23 protein-coding genes, 1 tRNA gene and 1 pseudogene are annotated in these 24,372 nt (G+C 70.9%); 8 read left to right on the forward strand and 17 right to left on the reverse strand.

From position 1 onward, the window contains the following. Nucleotides 1–14: 14 nt before the first annotated feature. From AB3M34_RS10655 to AB3M34_RS10665, 3 genes and pseudogenes are all read right to left on the reverse strand, one after another. Nucleotides 15–2,096, reverse strand: a complete 2,082-nt coding sequence (locus AB3M34_RS10655) for an alpha-L-rhamnosidase C-terminal domain-containing protein (RefSeq protein ID WP_370619720.1) — start codon at nucleotides 2,094–2,096, stop codon at nucleotides 15–17. Between the two features lie 151 nt (nucleotides 2,097–2,247). Beyond that, nucleotides 2,248–2,865: an alpha/beta fold hydrolase gene (locus tag AB3M34_RS10660; protein ID WP_370619722.1), complete on the reverse strand. Its 618-nt coding sequence runs from the start codon at nucleotides 2,863–2,865 to the stop codon at nucleotides 2,248–2,250. A 79-nt stretch (nucleotides 2,866–2,944) separates the two neighbouring features. Further along, a pseudogene (locus AB3M34_RS10665) lies at nucleotides 2,945–4,083 on the reverse strand (APC family permease); the annotation flags it as partial. 188 nt (nucleotides 4,084–4,271) lie between these two features. Between AB3M34_RS10665 and AB3M34_RS10670 the strand changes: the two are divergent. Then, nucleotides 4,272–4,348, forward strand: a tRNA-Pro gene (locus AB3M34_RS10670). A gap of 68 nt (nucleotides 4,349–4,416) precedes the next feature. On the opposite strand, the gene AB3M34_RS10675 is transcribed toward AB3M34_RS10670, so the two are convergent. The 4 genes from AB3M34_RS10675 to AB3M34_RS10690 are packed head-to-tail and all read right to left on the reverse strand — an operon-like array spanning nucleotide 4,417 to nucleotide 9,015. Then, a complete protein-coding gene (locus AB3M34_RS10675) occupies nucleotides 4,417–5,754 on the reverse strand; it encodes a threonine/serine ThrE exporter family protein (protein ID WP_370619724.1) in 1,338 nt (445 codons plus the stop codon). Between the two features lie 18 nt (nucleotides 5,755–5,772). Then, nucleotides 5,773–7,119 carry a dipeptidase gene (locus AB3M34_RS10680; RefSeq protein ID WP_370619726.1) on the reverse strand — a complete coding sequence of 449 codons (1,347 nt, stop codon included), beginning with the start codon at nucleotides 7,117–7,119 and terminating at the stop codon, nucleotides 5,773–5,775. Between the two features lie 7 nt (nucleotides 7,120–7,126). Beyond that, entirely contained in the window at nucleotides 7,127–7,570 is a 444-nt protein-coding gene (locus AB3M34_RS10685) for a hypothetical protein (RefSeq protein WP_370619728.1), read from the reverse strand. After that, nucleotides 7,567–9,015 carry an APC family permease gene (locus AB3M34_RS10690; protein ID WP_370619730.1) on the reverse strand — a complete coding sequence of 483 codons (1,449 nt, stop codon included), beginning with the start codon at nucleotides 9,013–9,015 and terminating at the stop codon, nucleotides 7,567–7,569. The genes AB3M34_RS10685 and AB3M34_RS10690 overlap by 4 nt, the downstream gene beginning before the upstream one ends. A 185-nt stretch (nucleotides 9,016–9,200) precedes the next feature. On the opposite strand from AB3M34_RS10690, the gene AB3M34_RS10695 reads away from it, so the two are divergent. Then, nucleotides 9,201–9,383 carry a hypothetical protein gene (locus tag AB3M34_RS10695; RefSeq protein WP_370619731.1) on the forward strand — a complete coding sequence of 61 codons (183 nt, stop codon included), beginning with the start codon at nucleotides 9,201–9,203 and terminating at the stop codon, nucleotides 9,381–9,383. On the opposite strand, the gene AB3M34_RS10700 is transcribed toward AB3M34_RS10695, so the two are convergent. Continuing rightward, on the reverse strand, nucleotides 9,349–10,284 hold the full coding sequence (locus AB3M34_RS10700; RefSeq protein ID WP_370619733.1) for an EamA family transporter: 936 nt from the start codon (nucleotides 10,282–10,284) through the stop codon (nucleotides 9,349–9,351). The two genes, AB3M34_RS10695 and AB3M34_RS10700, sit on opposite strands and share 35 nt — an antisense overlap. Nucleotides 10,285–10,360: 76 nt before the next feature. Between AB3M34_RS10700 and AB3M34_RS10705 the strand changes: the two genes are divergently transcribed. Then, nucleotides 10,361–11,329 carry a LysR family transcriptional regulator gene (locus tag AB3M34_RS10705; RefSeq protein ID WP_370619735.1) on the forward strand — a complete coding sequence of 323 codons (969 nt, stop codon included), beginning with the start codon at nucleotides 10,361–10,363 and terminating at the stop codon, nucleotides 11,327–11,329. On the opposite strand, the gene AB3M34_RS10710 is transcribed toward AB3M34_RS10705, so the two are convergent. Continuing rightward, nucleotides 11,256–11,678 (reverse strand): PPOX class F420-dependent oxidoreductase, encoded by a 423-nt coding sequence (locus tag AB3M34_RS10710; protein WP_370619737.1) that lies wholly within the window; start codon nucleotides 11,676–11,678, stop codon nucleotides 11,256–11,258. The genes AB3M34_RS10705 and AB3M34_RS10710 overlap by 74 nt on opposite strands. Nucleotides 11,679–11,731: 53 nt before the next feature. After that, nucleotides 11,732–12,391: a hypothetical protein gene (locus AB3M34_RS10715; protein ID WP_370619738.1), complete on the reverse strand. Its 660-nt coding sequence runs from the start codon at nucleotides 12,389–12,391 to the stop codon at nucleotides 11,732–11,734. Between the two features lie 172 nt (nucleotides 12,392–12,563). Here AB3M34_RS10715 and AB3M34_RS10720 point away from each other — a divergent pair, with 172 nt between their 5' ends. Then, nucleotides 12,564–14,219, forward strand: a complete 1,656-nt coding sequence (locus AB3M34_RS10720) for an FAD-dependent oxidoreductase (protein WP_370619740.1) — start codon at nucleotides 12,564–12,566, stop codon at nucleotides 14,217–14,219. Continuing rightward, nucleotides 14,216–15,598 (forward strand): ATP-binding protein, encoded by a 1,383-nt coding sequence (locus AB3M34_RS10725; RefSeq protein WP_370619742.1) that lies wholly within the window; start codon nucleotides 14,216–14,218, stop codon nucleotides 15,596–15,598. Before AB3M34_RS10720 ends, AB3M34_RS10725 begins: the two co-directional genes overlap by 4 nt. Nucleotide 15,599: 1 nt before the next feature. Here the strand turns inward: AB3M34_RS10725 and leuC are convergent, their stop codons facing one another. The 4 genes from leuC to AB3M34_RS10745 are packed head-to-tail and all read right to left on the reverse strand — an operon-like array spanning nucleotide 15,600 to nucleotide 19,505. Further along, entirely contained in the window at nucleotides 15,600–17,006 is a 1,407-nt protein-coding gene (gene leuC, locus AB3M34_RS10730; RefSeq protein ID WP_370619744.1) for a 3-isopropylmalate dehydratase large subunit, read from the reverse strand. 42 nt (nucleotides 17,007–17,048) lie between these two features. Continuing rightward, entirely contained in the window at nucleotides 17,049–17,687 is a 639-nt protein-coding gene (locus AB3M34_RS10735; protein WP_370619745.1) for a hypothetical protein, read from the reverse strand. A 31-nt stretch (nucleotides 17,688–17,718) separates the two neighbouring features. Further along, on the reverse strand, nucleotides 17,719–18,540 hold the full coding sequence (locus AB3M34_RS10740) for an alpha/beta fold hydrolase (protein ID WP_370619746.1): 822 nt from the start codon (nucleotides 18,538–18,540) through the stop codon (nucleotides 17,719–17,721). Beyond that, a complete protein-coding gene (locus AB3M34_RS10745) occupies nucleotides 18,537–19,505 on the reverse strand; it encodes a helix-turn-helix transcriptional regulator (RefSeq protein WP_370619748.1) in 969 nt (322 codons plus the stop codon). Before AB3M34_RS10745 ends, AB3M34_RS10740 begins: the two co-directional genes overlap by 4 nt. 61 nt (nucleotides 19,506–19,566) lie before the next feature. On the opposite strand from AB3M34_RS10745, the gene AB3M34_RS10750 reads away from it, so the two are divergent. Next, the gene (locus AB3M34_RS10750) at nucleotides 19,567–20,772 is read left to right on the forward strand and encodes an epoxide hydrolase family protein (protein WP_370619750.1); all 1,206 of its coding nucleotides are present in this window, start codon (nucleotides 19,567–19,569) and stop codon (nucleotides 20,770–20,772) included. Between the two features lie 13 nt (nucleotides 20,773–20,785). On the opposite strand, the gene AB3M34_RS10755 is transcribed toward AB3M34_RS10750, so the two are convergent. From AB3M34_RS10755 to AB3M34_RS10765, 3 genes are read right to left on the reverse strand one after another with little or no spacing between them, the layout of a single operon-like run. Then, nucleotides 20,786–21,022, reverse strand: a complete 237-nt coding sequence (locus AB3M34_RS10755; RefSeq protein WP_370619752.1) for a hypothetical protein — start codon at nucleotides 21,020–21,022, stop codon at nucleotides 20,786–20,788. Between the two features lie 55 nt (nucleotides 21,023–21,077). Then, complete coding sequence (locus AB3M34_RS10760) at nucleotides 21,078–21,836, reverse strand: class I SAM-dependent methyltransferase (RefSeq protein WP_370619753.1); 759 nt, start codon at nucleotides 21,834–21,836, stop codon at nucleotides 21,078–21,080. Nucleotides 21,837–21,846: 10 nt separating this feature from the next. Beyond that, nucleotides 21,847–22,287: a VOC family protein gene (locus tag AB3M34_RS10765; RefSeq protein ID WP_370619755.1), complete on the reverse strand. Its 441-nt coding sequence runs from the start codon at nucleotides 22,285–22,287 to the stop codon at nucleotides 21,847–21,849. 85 nt (nucleotides 22,288–22,372) lie between these two features. On the opposite strand from AB3M34_RS10765, the gene AB3M34_RS10770 reads away from it, so the two are divergent. Both AB3M34_RS10770 and AB3M34_RS10775 read left to right on the forward strand, forming a co-directional pair. Then, nucleotides 22,373–23,335 (forward strand): helix-turn-helix transcriptional regulator, encoded by a 963-nt coding sequence (locus AB3M34_RS10770; RefSeq protein ID WP_370619757.1) that lies wholly within the window; start codon nucleotides 22,373–22,375, stop codon nucleotides 23,333–23,335. Nucleotides 23,336–23,408: 73 nt separating this feature from the next. Continuing rightward, nucleotides 23,409–24,347, forward strand: coding sequence for an NADP-dependent oxidoreductase (locus tag AB3M34_RS10775; RefSeq protein ID WP_370619759.1), 939 nt, complete (start codon nucleotides 23,409–23,411; stop codon nucleotides 24,345–24,347). The last annotated feature ends 25 nt before the right edge of the window (nucleotides 24,348–24,372 follow it).

Raw genomic sequence — 24,372 nt, forward strand, 5'->3', positions numbered from 1 at the left:
CGTCGGGTGGTGGGTCAGCGGGTGGTGCGGACGACCACCGTGTGGTGCCCGCCGTCGATCCCGTCGATGTAGACCCGCTCGCCGGTGTGGCGCACGGGGTGGCCGTACGCCTTGCCGTTGCTGCTGTTCCAGACCACGCGTCCGTCGAGCTTCACGAGGACGTGCTCGCCGTCGACGGGGACGCCGATCGAGCCCTCGGTGCCGCGCGGTGTCGTGAAGTCGATCGTGAGGTCTTTGCCCTCATCGGTCCACGACGCGTCGATCGGTCCCTGCGCGGTGACGAGGCGCCCCTCGGCGTGACGCAGGCCCGCCGTGTGCGGGTCGACCTCCCACCGCGACCCGCCTTCCTCGGCCTGGATGCCGAGGACCTGCTCCGTGAGGGCGCGGGTCGGTCCTGTCGACCAGCCGTGGGCGTACGACTGGTACGAGCTCACGACCTCACCGGACTCGCGCAGCGACTCCCAGAAGGTGCTCTGCGGTCCCTGCGGGCTGTCGAGCATCCAGCCCCACTGCCGCTCCATGAGATCGACGGCGGCCTCCTGCGCCTCCGGGTCGCCCGCCGCGAGCTGCGCCTGCAGCTCGAACGAGCCGAAGAGGAGCTGCAGGTCGTCGTCGCGCTCGGGCGTCCGGGCACCGCGCTCGACCCAGTTGGTGGTACGCAGGTGCTCCATCGCGCGGTCGGCGCGCGCCTCGTCGAGCAGGCCCCACCAGACGGCGAGGGAGTTCGCGCTCTGCGGGTGGACGTCGCGGCGGTCCGGATACCAGGAGAGCGCCCCGGCCTCCTCGTCCCACAGGTAGGTGTCGATCGCCGCGGCGACCGTCTTGGCCTCCGCGCGGAGCTCTGCCGCGAGCGCGTCGTCACCGACGCGCTCGGCGAGCGTGGCGCCGGTCCCGAGCAGTCGCCAGTACATGACGTTGGCCATCGACTCCTCGCCGTCGGGGATGCGGGACTCGTGCGTGGTGTCGTTGGTCTCGTCGATGAGCAGCAGGCCGCGGTCGCTCTTCTTGGCCCGGATGTAGTCGAGGCCGGCGGTGTACTCCGGCCACACGCTCCGCACCCAGGCGACGTCGGCGGTGTTCTCGTAGTTCTCCGCCGTCGCCAGCAGGGTCCACATGTGGTACGTGTCCGAGCGGTAGAAGCTCAGCTCGGGGCCCGCGTACGGGAGCTCTCCGGTGGCCTTCTGGTTCTCGTACGCCGTCATGATGGAGTTGCGGACCGACGTCGTGTCGCCGGTCGACACGAAGGCGGTGCCCTGTGAGATCCCGAGGTCACCGGGCCACACCGTACGGTCGCGCTTGGCGCCGTCGACCAGGATCGACGATCCGACCCCGGTGGTCGCGCTGTTGTCCCACAGCGCGGACGGCGCAGGCCAGCTGCGACCGGTGGTCGGGTCGATGGTGTTGATCTGGGTCGTGTACGCGCCGGCGTACCAGAGTCGGTTGAGCAGGTCTGACGACGAGTAGAAGTGGTTCTGGTAGGCGCGCAGGTCCTCCATCAGCGGCGCTGCCGTGTAGTCGACGACGACGTCGTCGATCTGGACCGATGCCGCGTCGTCGACGAACAGCGTGACGTAGCGGAAGGCACCACGGAGCAGCTCCTTGGGCGCCGACCACGAGCCGTCGGCCTCGGCCTCGACCCAGACAGTGCCGTCACGACCGCGCGGACCACCGGTGGAGGCCTCGGACTCGCGACCGACGTACTTGGTGGTCTCGGAGAACGCGATGCCGACGCGGGCGGGCGAGCCGGTGACGTCGCCGAACTCGAGGTTGAGGAGACCGGCGATGTTGACGCCGAAGTCGAGCGTGACCTGTCCTCCCTGGCCGAGCGTCACGGCTCCGTCGCCGAACGCACCCTCAGGGTTCGCGACCGCGCCGGTCGACGCGTACACGCCGTCTGCTCGGACCGTGCGCGACTCCGGGGCGAGGATGTACTTCTCCCACGGGTCGGCTGCCGTCGGCCGGTCGCCGTCGTGGTCGGGTGCGGAGATCGCGGGCGAGCTCAGACACAGCCCGAGCGCTGAGACCGTCAGCGCTGCCGCTGCCAGCTTCGTACGGGTGCGAGGACGCGAGCGAGGGGACTGGGATGTCGGATGCATGGTGCCTTCCGGTCGTGGGATGGGCGACTTCGTCCGGATGAAACGTTTCATTCGCGCCTCACCGTACAAGTGACCTGCATCACCTGGAAGAGATATGTCCGGATGCGGCCACCTCACGGAGCCGTCCAGCCTGCCGCGCCGGCAAGGGCGGCTAGGCGTCGAGGAACGGGAGGACCGCGCCGAGCCACGCGCGGGGTGCGGCGTCATGGATGAGGTGGCCGACAGGGATCGTGACGCGCCTGGCGTCCTGGACACGGCTCACGAGCTCGTCGATGGTCTCGTCCGGGACATGACTCGTCGGACCGCCTGCGAGGACGAGCGTGGGTGCTGCGATGCGGGCGAGCTCGTCGCGCCAGGCCGGGTCGGGCGAGTCGATCTGGCGTCGCACGGACAAGACCATGTCCCAGTCGAAGAACAACGGTCCGTCAGGGCGGTCCGGGACGCTCGGCGTACGAGGCCGGAGAGCGCCGACGTCCTCGAGCACGAGGCGGCGTACGCGATCGGGGTGCGAGGCGGCGACGCGGCACGCGACCGCACCGCCGAGCGAGTGTCCGACGAGGTCGACGACGTCCAGGCCACGCTGGTCCAGGAGTGCGACGACGTCGTCACGCATCCCCGCGATGGTGTACGGCGGTTCCCAGGATGCCTCGCCATGTCCACGCAGATCGACCGCGTGGACTGCACGATCGCGGGCGAGAACCGGCGTGACGCCGTCCCAGCTCGCACGCGTCTCGCCGAGCGCCGGGAGCAGGACCACGGGGACGGGCATGGCCCGACCGTACGTCGGCGCGTTCGAGAGTGGAACCGTCGGCGTCGCGGTTCCGCTCGTGGCGGATCATCGCGGCTCGTCAGCGGCGCCGTAGGAGGAAGACGAGCGCGCCGACCGCCAGCACGACAACGCCGGCGACGACCGACGGCACGGGCAGGGTGCAGGCAAGAACGAGACAGCCGACCAGGCCGAAGGCCGCGAGCGGGCGCGGTGGCCGGCGTTCGGCGCGCGACAGCGTCAGCGCCGAGGCGTTGGCGATCGCGTAGTACACGAGGACGCCGAACGACGAGAATCCGATCGCCCCGCGCAGGTCCGTCGTCGCGGCGAGGGCCGCGACGACGGCGCCCACGGCAAGGGTGGCGGCACGCGGGACGCCCGACCCTGGCTCGACCGCGGCCAGCGCGCGAGGGAGATGGCGATCGCGGGACATCGCGAGAACGGTGCGCGAGATGCCGAGGACGAGGGCAAGCAGGGCGCCGCCCGCGGCGACGGCGGCCGTGATGCGTACCACCGGCACGAGCGCGGGTGCGCCCGCGGCGTCGACGGCGACAGCGAGCGGGTCGGACGCTGCGGCGACGCCCGTCGGCCCGAGCACGGAGAGCACGGCGTACGCCACGGCGCCGTAGACCACCACCGCGATCCCGAGCGCGAGAGGCACCGCACGGGACAGGGTCCGGACCGGGTCGCGGACCTCCTCGCCGAGCGTTGCGATGCGCGCGTAGCCCGCGAAGGCGAAGAACAGCAGCCCTGCCCCGCGCAGCACACCGTCGGGTCCCTCGCCCGTGCCCAGCACCGGAGCTGTCGACCCGGCCCCGTGCAGGCAGACGACGACCACGATCACGAGGACGGCGAGGACTGCCGCGACGACCGACTGAGCGACGGCGGAGGACCGCTGGACACCGAGGTAGTCCAGCGCGGTGACGAGGACGACCGCGACGACGGCGATCTCGCGTGCGTGCTCCGGCCAGGCGTAGACGCCGACGGTGAGCGCCATCGCCGCGCAGGACGCGGTCTTGCCGACGACGAACCCCAGCCGGCGAGATAGCCCCAGAACGGTCCCAACCGCTCCCGTCCGTAGACGTAGGTGCCTCCCGACTCGGGGTACCGCATCGCCAGCCGCGCGGACGACGTCGCGTTCGCGTAGGCCACCGCTGCAGCCAGGACGAGGGAGACGAGGAGAGCCGATCCGGCCGCCTCGGCTGCGGGCGCGAGCGAGGCGAAGATGCCTGCCCCGACCATCGAGGCGAGGCCGATGCCGACCGCGTCCCGGACGCCGAGCGTCCGTCGGAGGACTGCGTCGTTCACCCGTTCATCCGACCACATCGCACCGCCGACGGCGGTGTCGGGATGCTGGACCGCGGCTGCTACTGTTGCTTCTCGGGTCCGGGACCACGTTCCGGCCTGATCGGGCTGTGGCGCAGCTTGGTAGCGCACTTGACTGGGGGTCAAGGGGTCGCAGGTTCAAATCCTGTCAGCCCGACCAGACAACCGGCTCTGGCCAGCGGAAGCGCTGAGCCAGGGCCGGTTCTGGTTGTGACGTCTGTCGAGCGGCTAGGCGTCATTCGGGCCGATCGGCGGCCTGCCTCGACGGCCGACCCGCTTGAGCAGCGGCCCGGCGAGTCGGGGACCAGCCAGGCGGCTCTCCAGTCGCGAGCCCTCCCGCCTGATGGGCTGAGCCAGATACTGTCCGAGTATGACTCCGGCGGCCAGCGCGATCGCCGTAGCACCGGCGGCAGCCAGATCCAGCACACCGTCCTCACCCTCGGCGAGCAGGGCCAGCCCTCGGTAGATGGAGACCCCCGGCAGCAGTGGCACGATGGCGGGCACGATCAGGACGAGGGGCGGCACGCGTACTCGGCCGGCGATTCCGTGGCTGATCGTGCCGATCACTATGGCGGCGGTGGCTGCCGCCCAGGTCTGCCCGAGCGAGAACCCGTCGACCGCCAAGAAGATCGCCTGGCCGCAGACGGCCACGCAAGCGGCCGCGGTCGACGCGCGTAACGGCGCATAGCATGCCAGGCCGTACGCGGCGGCGGCCAGCCCGGCACCGATGGTCATGACCGATCCTTGGGCCAGACCCGTGGCTCCGGGCTCGACGTGGCCCATGTCGGCCCCTGCGAGCTCGGCGACGGTCAGACCGGCGGCCACGCCGGCGATCACGCCCACGGTGGCGAGCAGGGCGTCGAGCAGGCGGGCATTCGCCGTGAGGGGATACCCGGTCAGGGCGTCGGCCATGGCGCCCATGAGTCCGATGCCGGCGAGCAGGATGATGATGCTCGCGGTGACGATCAGAGAGGGGTCCGCGTCGATCTGCGTTGCAGCGGCACCGACCGCGACGAGCGTGGCCAGCAACCCGCCCGCGGTCTGCTGGTAGAACAGCGGAACCCGACTCCGAGTGGCGCGTCCGACAAGGTCGATGCCGCACGCCGCCACGAATGCGAGGCCGCTCACCACCAGCCCGCCTCCGAGCGTGACCGCGAGAGATCCTCCCACGGCACCCCAGCCGACTGTGATGAGCCATCGAGCGCGGGGGTGATCGGCGGAGTCGATGGCCGCGATCCGCTCCCGCGCCCCGTCCCGAGTGGCCATTCCGTCGATCAGGTCCTGCACGAGCCGGTTCACCTCGATCAGCTCTGCGTAGTCCGCAGGCCGGCGTCGGACCCGCCGAATCAGGATCGAGGCCGGCTCCTCGAGGTTCGGCTGGTGCTGGAGGGAGAGCTCGGTGAAGGTGACGTCGGCGTCGATCCGTTGCAGTCCGCAGGCGTGAGTCACCGCGAGCATGGTGGCCGCGACATCTGCGGCTCCCGCCCCGGAAGAGAGCATGAGATCGCCGATCCGGAGTGCGAGGTCGAGGGTGCTGTAGATGTCGCGCGGGTCAGGGGCTGACATCCGTCGAACCGAGCTCGCTCAGGTCGCCACAGCGGCGTAGCGCTGCAGGAACAACGCCTCGGTCAGTGCCATCGCGGAGATCTCGCGGGGGTCCACACTCTCGTTCGGAGCATGGATCAAGGCCAAGGGTTCCTCGACGCCCATCAAGATGATCTCGGCGTCGGGATAGGTGTCGGCGAACACGTTGCACAGCGGGATCGAGCCACCCTGCCCCAACGTCGCCATCGACTTGCCGTAGGCCTCCCGCATCGCCGCGCCCATCGCCTGGTACGCCGGCCCGTCGATCGTCGCCTGGAACGGTGACCCGGTGGCTTCCACGTCGACGGTGACGTGGACACCCCACGGTGCGTGGTCCTTGAGGTGCGCGACGAGCGCGTCCTCGGCCGCAGCAGGTGCGAGCCCGGGAGGGATGCGAAGGTTGAGCCGCGCTGCGGCCTTGGGAACGATCGACGCCGACGAGCCGATCACGGGTGGGCAGTCGATGCCGAGCACGGTGATCGACGGCCGCGCCCACAGCATGTCCGACACCGTGCCGTCTCCGAGCAGCTGCACCCCGTCCAGCAGCCCGGCGTCTCCTCGGAACTGCTCGGGAGGGTACGGCTGGCCGTCCCAGTGCCGCGTGTTGTCGAGCCCCTCGATGGTGGTGTTGCCGGCGGTGTCTCGCAGGCTCGCCAGCACCGCGACCAGGGCTGCGAGGGCATCCGGGGCTGCACCGCCGAACATGCCGGAGTGCAGTTCCGAGGCCAACGCCTCGATCGTGACGACTACGTTCACCATGCCCCGCAGGCTGACGGTAGCGGCGGGTTGGCCGACGGCTGCGTTCCCGGTGTCGCAGACCAGGATCGTGTCCGCGCGGAGCAGGTCGGCGTTGTCGACCACGAAGGCCTCGAGGCCCCCGGTGCCTTGCTCCTCGGAACCCTCCACCACCAGCTTCAGGTGAACTGGCACGTCCTCACCCAGCGCACGAAGTGCGGTCAGGTGCATGAGGATGTTGCCCTTGCAGTCGGCTGTTCCGCGCCCGTACCAGCGGCCGTCCTTCTCGGTCAGCTCGAACGGCGGCGTCTCCCACGCAGCGTCGTCAAGGGGCGGTTGCACGTCGTAGTGGGCGTAGAGCAGCACCGTGGGTGCATCGGCCTGGGCGCACGGACGGGAGCCGAGGACAGCGTTGCTGCCGTCCGCCGTCTTCGCCAGCCGGGCATCGGTGAACCCGAGCGCCGCGAAGCGGTCGAGCACCCACTGTGCGGCGCGCTGGCACTCCTCGGGCGGGAACTGACGCGGATCGGCGACCGACCTGATGGCCACGAGGTCCGCCAGCTCTTCGCGCGCCTGCGGCATCAGGCCGGCGATACGGGCCCTCAGATCCATGAGTCGATCACCCCGCCACGTCGTCGGTCTTGAGGTCTTCGACGAACTCGTTGAAGTCGTCCAGCTCGTCGGGACAGTAGATCTCGATGATCAGCAGCTGGCCCTTGAAGACGCGGCTGTCGGCGATGACCGGCCTTGCGCCGGGGCCGCTCGCCCCGTTCGCAAGCTGCGCGAGCAGGGCGGCCCGACTCAGCGCGTCGTTCGGGTTCTCGCAGGTGGCCCCACCGTCGTCGCCGAGGACGCGCACGACCTGGTCTTGCGAGGGGGCCGTCGCTCCGGCGTCCTCGATCGCCGCGATCAGCTGGTCGGCCTTCTCCTCCGCCTCGCGGGACTCCCGTGCGGAGCTGAAGGCGACCAACCCTGCGATGACGATGGCGCCGAGGACGACGCACACCGCGAGATAGATCCAGGTGCGTTCACGCTTGCTCTGTGTCTCGACGTGGGTGCTCATGACGAGGTCACCTCCTGAGGCTCGGGTTGACGCCATGAGGGTTTGCGGAACCTGTAGAACAGGAACGGCACGAGGAGCCCGAGACCGAGCGCGCCGCCGCCGACGATCAGGAAGTAGACGCCTGAGTTGCCGCTCGCGAACTGCGACGGCGGGATGAACCCGACGAGCAGCGCGGCCAGCGAGGCTGCGAAGCCGACGCCGCACATGCCGACCAGCATGGGTGCGCGGTAGCCGCGCGGGTGGTCGGGATGCTTGCGGCGCAGCTGGATCGCGGCCACGAACATCAAGAGGTACATGATCAGGTAGACCTGGGTCGTGATCACCGAGAAGATCCAGTACGCACTGGAGACGTCCGGGATCAGCGCGTAGGCCAGCCCGATCACTGTGGTTACCAGGCCCTGGACGACCAGGATGTTCTGCTGGACGCCGTTCTTGTTGAGGCGCTGCAGGAAGGGAGGCAGATAGCCTTCCTGTCGCGAGATCAGCAGCAGGCCCTTCGAGGGCCCGGCCAGCCACGTCAGCATTCCGCCCAGCGAGGCGGTGACCAGCATGATGCCGACGATCGGCGTCAACCACTGCCAGCCGAAGTTCGCAAAGACCGCGTCGAAGGCCTGCATGACGCCGGCAGTGAGCGACAGCTCCTCTGCGGGCACGATCCAGCTGATCGCCAGCGCAGGCAGGATGAAGATCGCCAGGACCAGTCCCATCGCCAGGAACATCGACTTCGGAAACTCCTTGCCCGGGTTCTTCAGTGAGGAGACGTGCACTGCGTTCATCTCCATGCCGGAGTAGGAGAGAAAGTTGTTGACGATGAGCACGAGGCTCGAGAGTCCGGCCCACACCGGGAAGATGTTCTCGGCGGTCATCGGCGCCGCGGACGGGTTGCCCTGCCCGAGGAAGACCATGCCGAGAAGCACCAGGACGACGCCGGGGATCAGGGTTCCGATGATCAGGCCACCGCTGGCCAGTCCGGCCACGCCCTTCGTGCCACGCGAGGAGATCCAGACACCGGACCAGTACACGACGATGATGACCGCCGCGGTCCAGACTCCGCTGCTGGCCAGCTCCGGATTGAACACGTACGCGAGGGTGCTCGCCACGAACCCGAGAAGACTCGGATAGTAGAAGATCGTCATCGCGAACTGGCACCACACGGCCAGGAAGCCCATCGGCTTCGAGATGCCCTCCGATACCCACTTGTAGATGCCGCCCTCCCACCCCGACGCCAGCTCGGCGGAGACCAGGGAGGTCGGCAGGAGGAACACGACGGCAGGGAGGAGGTACAAGAAGACGCAAGCCAGGCCGTAGACCGCCATCGTCGGCGCCGCGCGCAGGCTGGCGACCGAGCTGGTGGTCATCATCGCCAGGGCCACCCAGGAGATCCACGCGGTGGCCGGTACCTTGGCCCGTGCGGCTGCTCCCGCGGTCGCGTCCGCGGCGCTCATGTCGACCAGCCGATGTCGGTGTGCTGGATTCGAGACATAGGCACTCTCATCACCCCTTGGCAACGCAGCGAACGTGTTTTCACGTTAGGGAGGATCTCCCCGGCGGTGGGTCATCCTTCGAGGGTGAGATTGCGATCGAGCACTACCCTCGATGACACGACTCCGGGGGACGAAGGGCGGCGGTGGTGTCCAAGAGGAAGGGCGACCGCAAACGCGGGAAGCCGGCCAAGAAGGCCAAGAGGCCGAAGGCGAAGTGCTGCGTCTCCGACTCCCGCTGCAAGCGGTGCCCGATCCGCATGATGAAGGACGGCACGCTGCCGCCGGGCTACACGGTCAAGCGGCGCAGGCTCGTGAAGGTGTCGGACTGAGTGCGACGTCGTCGGCAGGAGAATCGACCGGCGGGGGTGCCGGCGTCGTCCGCGGCGGCCACTGGACCGCGACGACAGCCGCGAGCACCAGCAGGCCGCCGAACCACTGGACTGCGCTGAGCATCTCGCCGAAGACCAGGGCGGCTGCCACGACGGTCACCACCGGCTCGAGGATGGACAGGATCGCCGCCATCGACGGGCCGACCCGCGCCATGCCGGCGAAGAAGAGCAGGATCCCGCCGACGGTGCTGATCAGGGCGATCGCCGCCAACCACAGCCAGCCGGACGGCTCGAACGTCAGGTCCGTGCCGCCCCGTACGGCCCCCAGGAGCACGAACGTCGCCGTCGCGCCGGTGCACACCAGCGCCGCCAGGGCGAGTGGCGGGACGTCTCCGGTGACGCGGTCCCCGACGAGGATGTATGCGGTGTACGTGACCCCGGCGCCCAGGCCCAGCAGCACGCCGACCGCATCGAGCCGGCCGGACGCCGCACCGCCGAGCACGAGGCCGATGCCGACCAGGGCGACGACCAGCGCACCGATCCGCCGTCCGGGGGCCCGCTCACGGCCCAGCGCCACGGCCACCACCATCACGAGCACGGGATAGATGTAGAGAAGCAGCGCGACGAGCGCCGCGTCGATGCGGGTGAGCGCGGAGAAGTACAGGCTCGACTGGAGCGCGTACCCGAAGACGCCCATGCCCAGACCAATCAGCACCGCTCGCGCCGAGAGCCCCCGGAACGCCCCACGCGCGAGGGCGAGGAGAACCAGGACGGCGCCGGCGAGCCCGAAGCGCACGAGGAGAACGGCGTCGACACCGACGCCCGACTCGTACGCGAGCTTTCCGAAGACGGCCATCGCCCCGAAGGCGGCGGCGGAGGTCATGCAGTAGAGGCGTCCCACGTCTCCATCGTCGCGCCGCGAACCATTCACGTCTATCACGGCTTCCTGCACAGAACCGTGAAGCTATGCTGAACGGATGCTCGATCTCCATCGCCTGCGACTCCTGCGCGAGGTGCACAGCCGCCGCACCGTGCACGCCGCCGCAGAGGCCCTCGGATACACGCCGAGCGCCGTCTCGCAGCAGCTCGCCGTCCTCGAGCGGGAGGCGGGCACGCCGCTGCTCGAGCGGATCGGCCGCAACGTGCGGCTGACCGAGGCGGGCCAGGTGCTCGTGACGCACGCGACCCGTCTACTCGACGGCATGGAGGCGGCCGAGGCGGAGGTGGCGACGGTCGCTGCGGGTCGCGCGGCCGGTGTGGTCCGTGTCGCGTCGTTCCAGTCCGCGTTCTTGAGCATCGTCGCGCCAGCTGTGCGTACGCTCGCAGACACTCACCCCGACGTGCGCGTCGAGGCCGTCGAGGCCGAGGTCGAGCAAGCGGCGCCTGCGCTACGGCTTCACCAGCTCGACGTCGTGGTGGGGGACGAGTACGAGGGACAGCCACGAGCCGTCCATGCCGATCTGCAGCGCGAGGACCTCCTGCGGGAGCACATCCGCCTGGTCCTGCCAGAGAGCCATCCTGCGGCGCACCTCGAGAAGGTGCCGGTCGCGCAGCTGGCCGACATCGCATGGGCGGCCTGCCAGCCCGGCACCGGGCACCGCGAGATGCAGGTGCGGGTCTGCCGGGACCTCGGCGGGTTCGAGCCCGACGTGCGCTACAGCTCGGACGACTTCCTGATCCTGCTGGAGCTCGTCCAGACGGTGGGTGCAGCGGCACTCCTGCCTGACCTCGTGCTGAGTCGAGGCGCGCCTGGGGTCGCCGTTCGCCTGCCTGCCGAAGGAACCGTCGGAAGGACGGTGTTCATGCTCACCCGACAGAGCCGTACGCCAGCGGTGGCGGCCGTCGCGGGGGCGATCCGCGAAGCCGCCGGGGTCAGCCTCCAGCCTGGTCGGAGTCCTTCATCGCACCCCAACCGTGCCAGCGGTCGACCTCGATCCAGGCGCTGACCCGCGCTCGGTCGCGTACGGGGTAGGCCTGACCGCCGTAGTGGGTCGACAGCCGGTCGATGTCGGTCAGTCCCTCGTCGTCGTACATCTCGACGACCCGGCCCATGAGGGTGACGTGGGTGATCCAGCCGTCCTCGGCCAGGACGGTGAGGCTGACCCGAGGATCGCGGCGGAGGTGCTTCAGACGGGCACGGCCCTCGTCCATGTTGACGAGGACGCGGCCGTCCTCCCACAGGTACCAGGTGGCCGTCGTCACCGGTGACCCGTCCTGCCGCACGGTGGCGATGACAGCAGGGTTCGGTCGACGGAGCAGGGCGACGGCATCGTCGGGCAGCGGCGGTCTCGACACGAGGTCTCCTTCGAGGTCGGAGGCGTACCCCGCCACGCTAGTGGCGCGCCGCCCTACTCGACCAGGGGGATCGGCTGCTCGACCGGCGAGGTCTCGAGCTGCGGCGCAGCGGTGCGCAGCCTTCCGCGACGCCACGCGGCGTGGATGGCAACCGCCGCGACGACGCAGCCGAGCAGTCCGAGCGTGAGGTCGCCGAGCGTGTCCGTGTACGCGCTGTGGCGCTCCGCGGACCTGCTGATGAAGGCGAAGTACTCGGCGAGCTCCCAGCCGATCGCGGCAGTCGCACCGAACGCCAGCGCCCGCTCGATGGTCGCGCCGAAGCTTGCGCTGCGCGGGAGCGTCAGCAGGATCGCCGCCGCCGCGAGCATGCCGGTGTTCATGAAGTGCATCCAGTCGTCGAACCAGACGACCTGGTCGTACAGGTCGATCCTGTTGCCGAGGATGTCCGTGAAGCACGTGATGGTGATGAGGAGGTCGGCCAGCCAGGGGAACGACGCCCGCTCGCGCCACCACACGTGCCAGACGACCGGGACGGTGAACGCGAGAGCCGGGTACGCGATCGCGCGCGCGACGGCGCCCTTCTCCTCGAGGTTGCCGAGCTCCGGGAAGGCCAGCGCGGTGCCGAGCATCAGGACGAGCAGAACCTTGGCTGCGATGTCGAGACGCCGCACGAGCACAGGGACGGGGTGCCGGACCTCGGCGACGTCTGTCATGCGCACACGCTAACGGAGCGGTCCGGTGTTGTCGTCGGCCAGGGCGCGGACCGACCGCGGCAGGGGCGCCGCTCCAGCTGATGAATTCGCCCCCGTGGCACCGGCCACCGCCTCTACGATGCGGGAGAGCCCGCGCATCGTCGCGGGGCCGCCTGCTCGTGATGAGGTGTCGATGGCCAAGCCCACGATCGTGACCGTCGACGACGACGAGAGCGTGTCGCACGCGATCGCCCGCGACCTGCGCGACCGCTACGGCGACGACTACCGGGTGGTCAGAGCAACCTCCGGGGCCGACGGCCTCGAGGTGCTCCGCCGTCTCGCGCTGCGCGGTCAGCCGGTCGCGCTCGTGGCAGCCGACGAGCGCATGCCGGGCATGACGGGAACCCAGATGCTCGCGCAGGTCCGCGACCTCGCGCCCACCGCCAAGCTGCTGCTCCTGACGGCGTACGCGGACATGGAGGTCGCGATCGCCGGGATCAACGAGATCGGGCTCGACCAGTTCCTGATGAAGCCGTGGGATCCGCCGGCGGACCGGCTCTATCCCGCGGTCGACGACCTGCTCGACGACTGGTCGCGCGCGAACCCCGACCACAGCGACGTCCGTGTGATCGGCCACCGCTGGTCCGACCGGACGCACGACCTCAAGACCTTCCTGGCGCGCAACCACATCGCGTACCAGTGGTACGACGTCGAGCTGGACGCCGACGCCGAGCGGCTGCTCGGTCTCGCGGGCGCCACGGCCGACGACACGCCGGTCGTGCTCACGCCGTCCGGCGACACGTTGCGCGCGCCGACCACGCTCGACGTCGCCACCGCCCTCGGGCTGCGGACGCAGGCGGAGCAGCCGCTCTACGACCTCGCGATCGTCGGCGCCGGACCCGCCGGCCTGGCCGCAGCGGTCTACGCGGCGTCGGAAGGGTTGAGCACCGTCGTCGTCGAGCGCGAGGCGCCCGGGGGACAGGCCGGCCAGAGTGCGGCGATCGAGAACTACCTCGGATTTCCTCGTGGGCTCACGGGCGCCGACCTCGCTCAGCGGGCTCTCGCCCAGGCGCAGCGGTTCGGAGCGGAGATGGTCCTGGCCCGCGACGTCGTCGGGCTCGAGAGCCGCGGACCCGTGCGCATGCTGTCGCTCGAGGGAGGTACGTGCATCGAGGCGCGCGCCGTGGTGGTCGCGACCGGGATGTCGTACCGGCTGCTGCCCGCGGCTGGTGTCGAGGAGATGACCGGCCGCGGCCTCTACTACGGCGTCGGCGCTGGAGAGGCCTCGCAGTGCGAGGGCGACGTCGTCCACGTCGTCGGTGCGGCCAACTCCGCGGGGCAGGCCGTGCTGAACCTCGCCCAGTATGCGAAGCGGGTCGTCGTGCTGGCCCGCGGGACGTCTCTCGACGACTCGATGTCGCGCTACCTCGTCGAGAGGATCGAGGCGGCGGAGAACATCGAGGTCCGTTACGCGACCGAGGTCGCCGCGGTTTCGGGGGACGGCCACGTCGAGTCGGTCGTGCTCACCGAGCGCGGCACCGGGAGGCAGGAGACGGTCGCGACCGACTGGCTCTTCGTGTTCATCGGAGCGACACCGCACACCGCGTGGCTGGGGGACGACGTCGTGCGCGACGACGACGGGTACGTCGTCACCGGGCGGTCGCTCCGGCACTCCGACGGGGCCAGCTCGTGGCCTCTCGCGCGGACGCCGTTCGCACTCGAGACGAGCATCCCCGGCGTCTTCGCGGCGGGCGACCTGCGCAACGAGTCGATGAAGCGCGTCGCGTCGGCCGTAGGAGAGGGAGCGATGGCCGTCGCACTCGTCCACCGCTACCTGGCGGCGACGTGATCACGGTCGACGAGCTCCGTCCGCTGTCGCTCTTCGACGGGGTCGGGGACGACCAGCTCGCGGAGCTCGTCGCGCACGGCACGGAGATCGCGATCGAGCCTGGGGCGGAGCTCTTCCACGAGGGCGGCGACGCCGACGCCTGGTGGCTCCTGCTCGATGGTGCGGTCGACCTCGTCCGCAACGTCGGCGGGGAGGACACCGTCGTACGCCGGATGGATCTGCCGGGGCAGTGGGCCGGCGGGTTCCGCGCGTGGGACGACGGCGGCCGCTACCTCGCGACCGGTCGTGGTGCCCGACCCGGCCGGATGCTCCAGGTGCAGGCACCGGCGCTGCGCGAGCTGTCGCTCACCTGGTTCCCGTTCGCGGTCCACCTCATCGAGGGCCTCTACAGCACGGCCCGCAGCATCGAGTCCACCGCCCGACACCGGGAGTCGCTGGTCACCCTGGGGACGCTCGCGGCGGGCCTCGCGCACGAGATCAACAACCCGGCAGCCGCGGCGGTCCGCGCCGTGGAGTCCTTGGACACGGCCGCGGCGAACGTGCTCACCGCGGTTCAGGGGCTTGCCGCGGCACAGGTGTCCGCGGAGGACGTCGCCACGTTCGACCGGCACTGGCGGGAGCTGGAGCCGAGCGCCGTGGGGGTCGACCCGCTGGACCGGGCCGACCTGGAGGAACGCCTGACGGACTGGTTGGAGGACCATCGGATCGAACGCGCGTGGCGTCTTGCGGCCACGCTCGCCGCCGCCGGCGCCGACGTCTCGTGGTGCGACGAGGTCGCCGACGCGGTCGCGCCTGCGTCCCTCGGCCCTGGCATCGCCTGGATGGCGTCGACCGCGGAGACCGCGCAGCTGCTCGACGAGGTGAAGGTCGCCACGAACCGCGTGTCCGCGCTCGTCACGGCGGTCCGGTCGTACTCTCAGGTGAACCGCGGCGAGCACCAGCAGGTCGACGTCACCGAGGGCATCGAGAGCAGCCTCCTGGTGCTCGGGCACAAGCTTCGCGGCGGGATCGTCGTGACGCGGGACTTCGCCGACGGCCTTCCGTCCATCGACGCGAACGCCGGCGAGCTCAACCAGGTGTGGACCAACCTCGTCGACAACGCCGTCGACGCGATGGACGGGCGTGGCACCCTGCGGATCAGCACCCGCGAGGTCGAGGACGGCATCGAAGTGACGTTCGCCGACTCCGGCCCCGCGGTCGCGGACGCGGTGCTCGCCCGCGCGTTCGACGCGTTCTACACGACCAAGGACGTCGGCAAGGGCACCGGGCTCGGTCTCGACATCGCGCGCCGGGTCGTGGCGGAGCGCCACCGCGGCGCGATCGCCCTCGCCCGTGAAGGTGAGGAGACCGTGGCGCGCGTACGGCTGCCGCTCGGGTGAGTCAGTCCGCGGGCAGGTCCGCCGGGGAGCTGAGACGACCGGTGACGGCGGTGGCTGCCGCCACGATCGGTGACACGAGGTGTGTGCGGCCCCCGACTCCCTGACGGCCCTCGAAGTTGCGGTTCGACGTCGACGCGCTGCGTTCGCCGGGACTGAGACGGTCGGCGTTCATCCCCTGGCACATCGAGCAGCCGGCGCCGCGCCACTCTGCGCCGGCCTTCGTGAAGACCGCGTCGAGGCCTTCTGCCTCCGCCTGGAGGCGTACGCGGACCGACCCCGGGACGACCAGGAGCCGTGTGCTCGCCGCGACCGTGCGGCCCTCGAGGACGGCGGCCGCTGCGCGCAGGTCCTCGATGCGACCGTTGGTGCAGGAACCGAGGAAGACGGTGTCGATCGCGATGTCCCGCATGGGGGTGCCGGGCTCCAGCGCCATGTAGTCGAGCGCCCGCGCGGCCGCCGTACGCTCGCGGTCGTCGCCGAAGTCGTCGGGGGAGGGGACGACGGCGTCGAGGGGCACGCCGTGCGCCGGGTTGGTGCCCCAGGTGACGAAGGGTGAGAGACCTGCGGCGTCGACAACGATCTCCTCGTCGAACGTGGCGTCCTCGTCGGTGACGAGGGTGCCCCAGTGCGCGACGGCCGCGTCCCAGTCCGACCCCGTCGGCGCCTCAGGGCGTCCACGGAGGTAGTCGAACGTCGTGTCGTCGGGCGCGACCATCCCGGCCTTCGCGCCCCACTCGATCGTCATGTTGCACAACGTCATGCGTGCTTCCATCGAGAGCGCACGGACGGCCTCGCCGCGGTACTCGACGACGTAGCCCTGACCGCCGCCGGTGCCGGTCCGGGCGATGAGCGAGAGCGCCAGGTCCTTTGCAGTGACGCCGTCGGGGAACGATCCGTTCACGGTCACGGCCATCGTGCGAGGCCGCGCCTGCCAGACCGTCTGCGTCGCGAGCACGTGCTCGACCTCGCTCGACCCGATGCCGAAGGCGAGCGCCCCGAACGCTCCGTGCGTGGAGGTGTGGGAGTCGCCGCAGACCACGGTCATCCCGGGCTGGGTGAGCCCGAGCTGCGGTCCGACGACGTGCACGATGCCCTGCTCGACGTCGCCGAGCGAGTGCAGGCGCACACCGAACTCCGCGCAGTTGCGGCGGAGCGCGTCCACCTGCGTCCTCGACAGCAGGTCGGCGATGGGCTTGTCCAGGTCGGTGGTCGGAACGTTGTGGTCCTCCGTGGCGAGCGTGAGGTCCGGCCGGCGTACTGGACGGCCGGTGATCCGGAGGCCGTCGAACGCCTGCGGGCTCGTGACCTCGTGCAGGAGGTGGAGGTCGACGTAGAGGAGGTCGGGCTCGCCGTCGGCCCGGCGTACGACGTGCTCGTCCCAGAGCTTCTCGCTCAGCGTGCGTCCCATGCACGCGAGAATATACGATCGGCCGCTGCGGAAAGCCCGCGGTCAGACCAGCTTCGGGAACGCCAGCAGGATGCCCGCGAGCACGATGCACCCGCCGATGCCGAGCGCCAGCAGCGCCCACTGGCTGCGGCGGTCGCTCATGCGCCCGGCGAGGGCGCCGAAGAAGAGGACGGCCGCGAACGCGATCGTCAGGACGGTGTAGTTGTCGCTGCGCTGGTTGTTGCGCAGGGCCTCCGCGAACTTCGCATCGGCGCGGGCATCTGCTGCCTCGGCCTCGACGAGCTCGGGCACGACGTACTCGGGAAGGTCGAAGGGCGAGTCGGCCGCGGCCGGATTCTGCAGAGGGCGGCTGGCGATCCAGACGGGGAAGGCCGTCGCGAGCGGCTCGGGGAAGCGGTCCTCGAGGAAGGCGGCGAGCTGCGTGTCGTCGTCCTGGTAGGCGGCGAGCCACTGGCTGAAGAGCCCGACCTGCACGGTCAGACGTCGGTTGGCGTCCGCATCCAGGCGAGCGCCCTCGATCCGGGCGGTCGACGCCTGGCTGAAGGAGATCGACATCGCACCGCTCCACTTGCTCGCCTGGAAGCCGGTCCACGCCGTCAGGATGGCCGTCACGGAGAGCAGGATGACGGTGACCAGCTCGCGCCAGTCGGTGCCTTGGCGCGAGGAATCGCTCTCGTTCATCCCCGGAGTATGTCGGAGCCCGTCGCCGGTTTCACGACGCCACGACGCCGAGCCAACGACGAAGCTCGGCGGCCAGGGCGACGGGGGCGTCGAGCGGGACGAGGTGCCCGGCGCGAGGGACGAGGGTGAGCGTGCTCCCCGGGACGGCGGCGTGGATCCGCGCCGCGCGGTCGACCGGGATCCAGGTGTCGTCAGCACCCCACACGACGTGCGTGGGCGTGTCGACGGAGCCGAGCAGGTCCTCGATCTCGGCGGTGAACCGCTCGTCGGCCTGCGCGATCTGACGGTAGAACGCCGCCTGTCCGTCGACCCCGAGCCAGGGGTCGACGAGCATCGCGAGGTCCGTCGCGGACAACCCTCGATGGCTCGCCGTCCCGACGTACGCCTCGACCAGGCCCCGATGGATCTCCGGGGGCAGCTGGGCGAAGACGTCGGCGTTCTCCTTCACGAGCCGGAAGAACGGCGACCCCCACGGGCGCAGGGCGACGACGTCGACGAGGCAGAGCGAGGCGTACGGGACGTGGTGCAGGAGGTGCGCCCGCAGCGAGACCGCGCCGCCGTAGTCGTGCGCGACCACGTGCGGCCGCTCCTCACCCCAGTGCTCCAGGAGCGCGACGAATGCCTCGCTCTGGACGCCCAGGTCGACGTCGTGGCCCGGGTCCTGGGAGGACCTGCCGTATCCCGGCATGTCCCACAGGTAGACGGTGAAGTCGTCCGCGAGGGCCTCGGCGTACGGCCGCCAGAGCGCCGACGACCATGGGGTCCCGTGGCACAGGACCACCGCGGGGCCCGACCCGCGCCTGCTCCACGCGATCTGACGCCCGCGCCACTCGAACCAGCTGTCGTCCCTCATGTCTCCAGCGTGCCAGCAGCCCCGGCCGCACGGGCGTACCGGTCGCTGACGCGCTGAAGCGCCGGTGCGAGGTCGTCCGGACCGTCGACGGTGAAGTCGGCGTCCAGGAGCCCGAGCCACAGAGCGAGCTGGGCCGACGAGTCCGACCCGACGTGCGCGATGCACGTCTCGGCGTCGACCTCCTCGACGATGACCGCCGGCGGGACGCGCGCGATGATCGCTGCCGCGGGCGCCTTGACGTGTGCGCGTGCACGGACGCGCCAGGTCGCCGACCCGATCGAGCGTTCGACGAACCCGACCAGGTCGCCGTCGGGCTCCTCGCGGGGCTGGAAGCGGCGCGCGTTCGGCACCCGCAGCCGCATCCGATCGACGCGGAACGTCCGCCAGTCCCGCCGGTCGACGTCCCACGCCGCGAGGTACCAGCGTTCGCGGGCGTGGACCAGGCGGTACGGCTCGGCGGTCCGGCGTCCCTCTGCCCCGTCCGAGCCCGTGTAGTCGAACCGCAGGCCCTCGCGCCGGCGTACGGCGTCGGCGATGGTGGTGAGGACGTCGACCGGAACGGTGGTCGTGGGTCCGGGCACCGTCACAGTGACGTCGAGGAGGTCGTCGAGGCGGTGCTGGAGTCGGCGAGGCAGCGTCTGCTCCAGCTTGGCGAGCGCGCGCAGGGCCGTCTCCTCGAAGCCGGTGACACCACCCGCGGCGGTCCGCAGGCCGATCGCGACCGCGAGGGCCTCCTCGTCGTCGAGCAGCAGCGGCGGGACGTCCGCCGCGGAGCCGAGCCGGTAGCCTCCGCCGACGCCGGACGTCGCCTCGACGGGATAGCCGAGGCCGCGCAGGCGCTCGATGTCGGTGCGGACCGTGCGCGTGCTCACCCCGAGCCGTTCGGCGAGGTGCGCACCGCTCCAGTCGCGCTGCGACTGGAGCATCGAGAGCAGCCGCAGAAGTCGGGCCGACGTCGAGATCACGCTCCCATCGTGCCTCCGATCGCGGAAGAGAGTCTTCCGCAAGCGTTCGTAGCGTGAGGGGATGAACGAGAACGCAGCACTCCGGTCGTACCGGATCGACATCCCACAGAGCGACATCGACGACCTCCACGAGCGGCTCGGCCGTACGCGGTGGCCCGACTACCCGGCAGGCTCCGACTGGAGCCGGGGAGTCCCTGCCGGCTACCTCCGCGGCCTCGCGGACTACTGGGCGAACGGCTTCGACTGGCGTGCGCAGGAGGCGCGGCTGAACGAGATCCCGCAGTTCACCACGACGATCGACGGGCAGGACGTCCACTTCTTTCACGTACGCTCGCCCGAGCCTGGTGCGATGCCGCTGGTGATGACGCACGGGTGGCCGAGCTCCTCGCTGGAGTTCCTCGAGGTGATCGGGCCGCTGACCGACCCGTCGGCGCACGGCGGCGACCCCGCCGACGCGTTCGAGCTCGTCCTTCCGTCGCTGCCGGGGTACGGTCTCTCGGCGCCGGTGGGCGAGCCGGGCTGGGGCAACCTGTTCCGGGTTGCGCAGGCCTGGTCGGAGCTCGTGACGCGGCTCGGCTACGAGCGGTACGCCGTGCAGGCGACGGACGCCGGCGCGGGTGTCGCAGGGATGCTGGCGATGATCGACCCGACGCGGGTCGTCGGCGTCCACCTCACAGGGACCACGGCGGGGATGCCGTTCGGCCCGCCGGTGGACGTGGACTCGCTCGAGGGTGACGACCGCGAACGCGCGGAGCGCTACAACGCGTACCAGCAGGAGGGCATCGGCTACCTCCACCTGCAGGCGACGCGGCCGCAGACACTGTCCTACGCGCTGACCGACTCACCGGTGGCGCAGCTCGCGTGGATCGTCGAGAAGTTCAAGGAGTGGACCGACCCGAGCGCCGAGCTCCCCGAGGACGCCGTCGACCGCGACCAGCTCCTGACGAACGTGAGCCTCGCGTGGTTCAGGCAGGCGGGGTCGTCGTCGGCGCACGCGACGTACGAGGGGATGCAGGCGTGGAAGCAGATGCTCGCCGCGCAGGACTCGGGCGACCACTCCTGGGGCGACAGTGACGACGAGGCGCCCGCCGGTCCGCCGACCGGGTACGCGGTGTTCGCGGCCGACACGACGATCCGCTCGATCGCCGATCCGCAGGGGCAGATCGGGCACTGGTCCACGTTCGACCGTGGTGGGCACTTCCCCGCGATGGAGGTGCCGGACCTGCTGGTGCAGGACGTGCGGGAGTTCTACCGGCCGTTGCGCTGAGCGGCGTCGGCGGTCACGATCCCGATGGATCGTTCGGGGCCTGGCCCGCGGGCGCGTTGCCGGACGGCTCGGAGTCCTGGTCCTCGTGGTCCACGACCGCGCCGCGGTCCGAGGTGTCACCGGTGCCGCGCAGGTCCTGCTGGGCCGAGGACCGCGCTTGGTCGACCTCGGGGGCCGCGTCGTCGGCGTTCCGGTCCTTCGCACCCTGGTCGTCGCCGCGGTCGGAGGGTTCGTTCGATGAGTTCGTCATAGGTGGGAGGTACCCGGGGGACCGCTGGCGAATCCCGCGCTCGGTCGCGGCGCGATCACGCCCGGGCGACGGCGCACCATGCGGTCGCGTCGAGGGAGAACGGCGCGGCAGGGAGCCGCGTGCGGCACGACTCGCGGACCGCGGCGACCGCGCCGGACCCAAGGCCTGCGACGTACGATCCTGCGGGTCCCACGCCGAGCGTGAACGGCTCCCACCAGTCGTCGAAGGTCGCGAACGCCACCGTGACGGTCAGTGCGGAGGACTCGACCGCGGGAAGTCCGGCCTGCACGAAGAGCTCCGCCAGGTGGCCCTCGCGCGTTCCTGCGAGCCCGGACTCGTCCGGTGCGCGCGGGTCGACGTCGTGGACGGCGCGCCAGAAGGCCTCGAGCGGACCGGTGCCGCCTTCGTGGTCCCAGACGCACGCGGCCACCAGGCCGCCCGGGGCAGCGACGCGCCGCATCTCGCGCAGCCCGGCGACCGGGTCGGCCATGAAGTGGACGACGAGCTGGGCGAGCACCGCGTCGAAGGAGTCGTCGGTGAACGGCAGGTCCTCCGCCGCGGCCCGCTGCACGTCGACCCGGGGGAGCCGTGCGCGCAGAGCGCGGACGAACGACTCCGACGGGTCGACGGCGGCGACCGCGTCCTCCCCGACGATCGTCGCGAGTCGCGCCGTGAGCGCCCCCGGCCCGCACCCGACGTCGAGGGCCCGTCGTCCCCGCTCGAGATCGGCGAGCCGGGCGAACGCGTCGGCGAGCGGCTCAGAGAACCGACCCATGAAGCGCTGGTACGAGGCGGAGGCGACGTCGAAGGACATGCCTCGCAATCTAGGCCGGGTCGGCGGCCGTCGCCTTCGGCGTTGCCTCGAGCATCGTGAGGTAGTGAGGGTTGGTCATGATGCCGAGGACGTTGCCGAACGGGTCGACGACCGACGCGGTGATGAAGCCGCTGCCGTCTCCCTGCTCGGTGATGGGGAGGTGCGGCGTGGCGCCGAGGGCGAGAAGGCGGTCGAGGGAGCCCTGGAGGTCGTCGACGTGCCAGTACACGACGGCGCCGGACGGCTCCGTGGGACGGTCGGCCGGGGCGTACCGGGCGTCGATGATGCCGAGCTCGTGCTCGTAGTCGCCGATGCGGAACTCGACGTAGCCGGGGGTGCCCTCGGCGGGGTAGGCGTAGTAGGCGTCGATGCCGAGGACCTCGGCATACCAGTCGCGCGCGGCGAGAAGGTCGTCGGCGTAGAAGGAGATGGTGGCGATTCCGCGAAGCATGGGGTGGTCCTCTCTCGTGGTGTGAGTACGATCCTGCCACCTAAAGTGATCACCTTCTGAGCACGTTTCCTGCGAGGATCGACCCATGCGTGCAGACCGCCTCGTCGCCACCCTCCTGCTCCTGCAGTCACGGGGTCGCGTGACCGCGGCACAGCTGGCCGAGGAGCTCGAGGTCTCTGTCGCGACGGCGCGCCGTGACCTCGAGGCGCTCTCGTCCGCGGGCGTCCCGGTCTACCCGCAGCCCGGGCGCAACGGCGGCTGGTCGCTCGTCGGCGGCTCCAGGACCGACCTGACCGGGTTGACGTCGTCGGAGGCCCGGGCGCTGTTCCTGATGGCAGGGCCTGCCGCCTCAGGCACGCCCGAGGTGCGGTCGGCGCTCCGCAAGCTGGTGCGAGCGCTGCCTCAGACCTTCCGCGCCGACGCCGAGGCCGCGGCCGAGGCCGTCCTCGTCGACGCGACGCCGTGGGGCGGCGCCGATCGAACTCGGCCACCACTCGTCGACCAGCTGCAGGAGGCCGTCGTGCGCCGGCGGCGGGTCCGACTCGCGTACGAGGGGAGGGGCGGCGTGTCCGAGCGCCTCGTCGACCCGTGGGGGCTCGTCGACAAGGACGACCGCTGGTACCTGATCGCTGGCACGGACCACGGACGACGGACCTTCCGCGTCGACCGCATCCGTACGGCCGAGGTCACCGAGGACCCGGCCGAACGCCCCGATGACCTCGCCCTCGAGGAGGCGTGGGCCGAGGTCGTCACCACGATGGAGCACCGACGCTCACTCGTCTCAGCGGTCGTCGTCGCCGCCGAGCGCGACGTCCCCGTCCTGCGCAACCACTTCGGGAGGCACTGCACGCCCGAGCCGCCCGACGCCGACGGCCGGGTCCGGGTGCGGGTGGCGGCGCACACGGCGGTCTCGGTCGCCGAGCAGCTCGCGGGGTGGGGTGCGCGGCTGAAGGTGGTCGAGGGCGATGCGGTGCGTGCCGAGCTCGCACGTATCGGTGCGGAGCTGGCGGCGACGTACGGCGAGCGCCCGGCCGGCAGGGATCGCTGACCCAGGGCGTACGCGGGGAGTGGCGCCGCCCACACCAAGGAATGACCCAGGGAACCGACCGGTTCGTCCGGGTATGAGAGCCATTGCGTACGAAGAGTTCGGAAGTGCCGACGTCCTGTCCCTCCGCGAGCTACCGGACCCCCACATCGGGCCCGACACCGTCCTCGTGAAGGTGGTCGCCGCAGGCGTGAACCCGGTCGACTTCAAGATCCGCGAGGGATACCTCCAGGGCCTGATCGACGTCGACCTCCCCGCGGTGCCGGGCTGGGACGTCGCCGGCATCGTCGAGAAGGTCGGGCTCGACACGCCGGAGGTGGAGGTCGGCGACGAGGTGTACGCGTACGCCCGCAAGGACGTCGTGTCCGGCGGCACGCTCGCCGAGTACGTCGCGGTGCCCGTCCGGACCCTCGCGAAGAAGCCGGCGTCGCTCGGGTTCGAGGCGGCTGCCGGTGTCCCGCTGGCGGGTCTGACCGCACTCCAGACCGTGCGCCGCGCCGGTGTCTCGGCAGGACAGACGGTCCTGGTGCACGCCGCAGCCGGTGGTGTCGGCTCCTTCGCCGTGCAGCTCGCCGTGCATGCCGGCGCCCGCGTCATCGGCACCGCGTCGGAGCGCAACCACGACTACGTGCGCTCGCTCGGCGCCGAGCCCGTGGCGTACGGCGACGGACTTGTCGACCGTGCGCGCGGGCTGGCGCCGGACGGATTCGACGTGATCCTCGACTACGTCGGGGGCGAGGCGCTGGACACCGCACCCGCGCTCCTGAAGGACGGAGGGAGCGTCGCGTCGATCACCGACGCGCGCGCCCGTGACGAGCTCGGTGGCCAGTACGTCTGGGTACGTCCGGACTCCGACGACCTCGCAGAGCTCGCGCGGCTGATCGACCAGGGTGTGATCTCGGTGGAGGTCGCCGAGGTGTTCGACCTCGAGCACGCCGCGGACGCCCACCGTGCGGTCGAGACCGGGCACACTCGCGGCAAGGTCGTGGTGAGGGTCGCCCAGACCCCGGCCTGACGATTGCCGAGCCGTCGGACCGGGT

The sequence above is a fragment of the Mumia sp. Pv4-285 genome (assembly GCF_041320275.1).
GTDB classification, from domain to species: Bacteria; Actinomycetota; Actinomycetes; order Propionibacteriales; family Nocardioidaceae; genus Mumia; species Mumia qirimensis.

Coding starts and splice junctions, on each gene's coding strand:
- AB3M34_RS10660 (WP_370619722.1), bottom strand. CDS start 2,865: ATGCCCGTCCCCGTGGTCCTGCTCCCGGCGCTCGGCGAGACGCGTGCG.
- AB3M34_RS10775 (WP_370619759.1), top strand. CDS start 23,409: ATGAGAGCCATTGCGTACGAAGAGTTCGGAAGTGCCGACGTCCTGTCC.
- AB3M34_RS10765 (WP_370619755.1), bottom strand. CDS start 22,287: ATGCTTCGCGGAATCGCCACCATCTCCTTCTACGCCGACGACCTTCTC.
- AB3M34_RS10720 (WP_370619740.1), top strand. CDS start 12,564: ATGGCCAAGCCCACGATCGTGACCGTCGACGACGACGAGAGCGTGTCG.
- AB3M34_RS10690 (WP_370619730.1), bottom strand. CDS start 9,015: ATGAGCGCCGCGGACGCGACCGCGGGAGCAGCCGCACGGGCCAAGGTA.
- AB3M34_RS10740 (WP_370619746.1), bottom strand. CDS start 18,540: ATGAGGGACGACAGCTGGTTCGAGTGGCGCGGGCGTCAGATCGCGTGG.
- AB3M34_RS10760 (WP_370619753.1), bottom strand. CDS start 21,836: ATGTCCTTCGACGTCGCCTCCGCCTCGTACCAGCGCTTCATGGGTCGG.
- AB3M34_RS10770 (WP_370619757.1), top strand. CDS start 22,373: ATGCGTGCAGACCGCCTCGTCGCCACCCTCCTGCTCCTGCAGTCACGG.
- AB3M34_RS10715 (WP_370619738.1), bottom strand. CDS start 12,391: ATGACAGACGTCGCCGAGGTCCGGCACCCCGTCCCTGTGCTCGTGCGG.
- AB3M34_RS10705 (WP_370619735.1), top strand. CDS start 10,361: ATGCTCGATCTCCATCGCCTGCGACTCCTGCGCGAGGTGCACAGCCGC.
- AB3M34_RS10685 (WP_370619728.1), bottom strand. CDS start 7,570: ATGAGCACCCACGTCGAGACACAGAGCAAGCGTGAACGCACCTGGATC.
- AB3M34_RS10735 (WP_370619745.1), bottom strand. CDS start 17,687: ATGAACGAGAGCGATTCCTCGCGCCAAGGCACCGACTGGCGCGAGCTG.
- AB3M34_RS10655 (WP_370619720.1), bottom strand. CDS start 2,096: ATGCATCCGACATCCCAGTCCCCTCGCTCGCGTCCTCGCACCCGTACG.
- leuC (WP_370619744.1), bottom strand. CDS start 17,006: ATGGGACGCACGCTGAGCGAGAAGCTCTGGGACGAGCACGTCGTACGC.
- AB3M34_RS10680 (WP_370619726.1), bottom strand. CDS start 7,119: ATGGATCTGAGGGCCCGTATCGCCGGCCTGATGCCGCAGGCGCGCGAA.
- AB3M34_RS10755 (WP_370619752.1), bottom strand. CDS start 21,022: ATGACGAACTCATCGAACGAACCCTCCGACCGCGGCGACGACCAGGGT.
- AB3M34_RS10750 (WP_370619750.1), top strand. CDS start 19,567: ATGAACGAGAACGCAGCACTCCGGTCGTACCGGATCGACATCCCACAG.
- AB3M34_RS10675 (WP_370619724.1), bottom strand. CDS start 5,754: ATGTCAGCCCCTGACCCGCGCGACATCTACAGCACCCTCGACCTCGCA.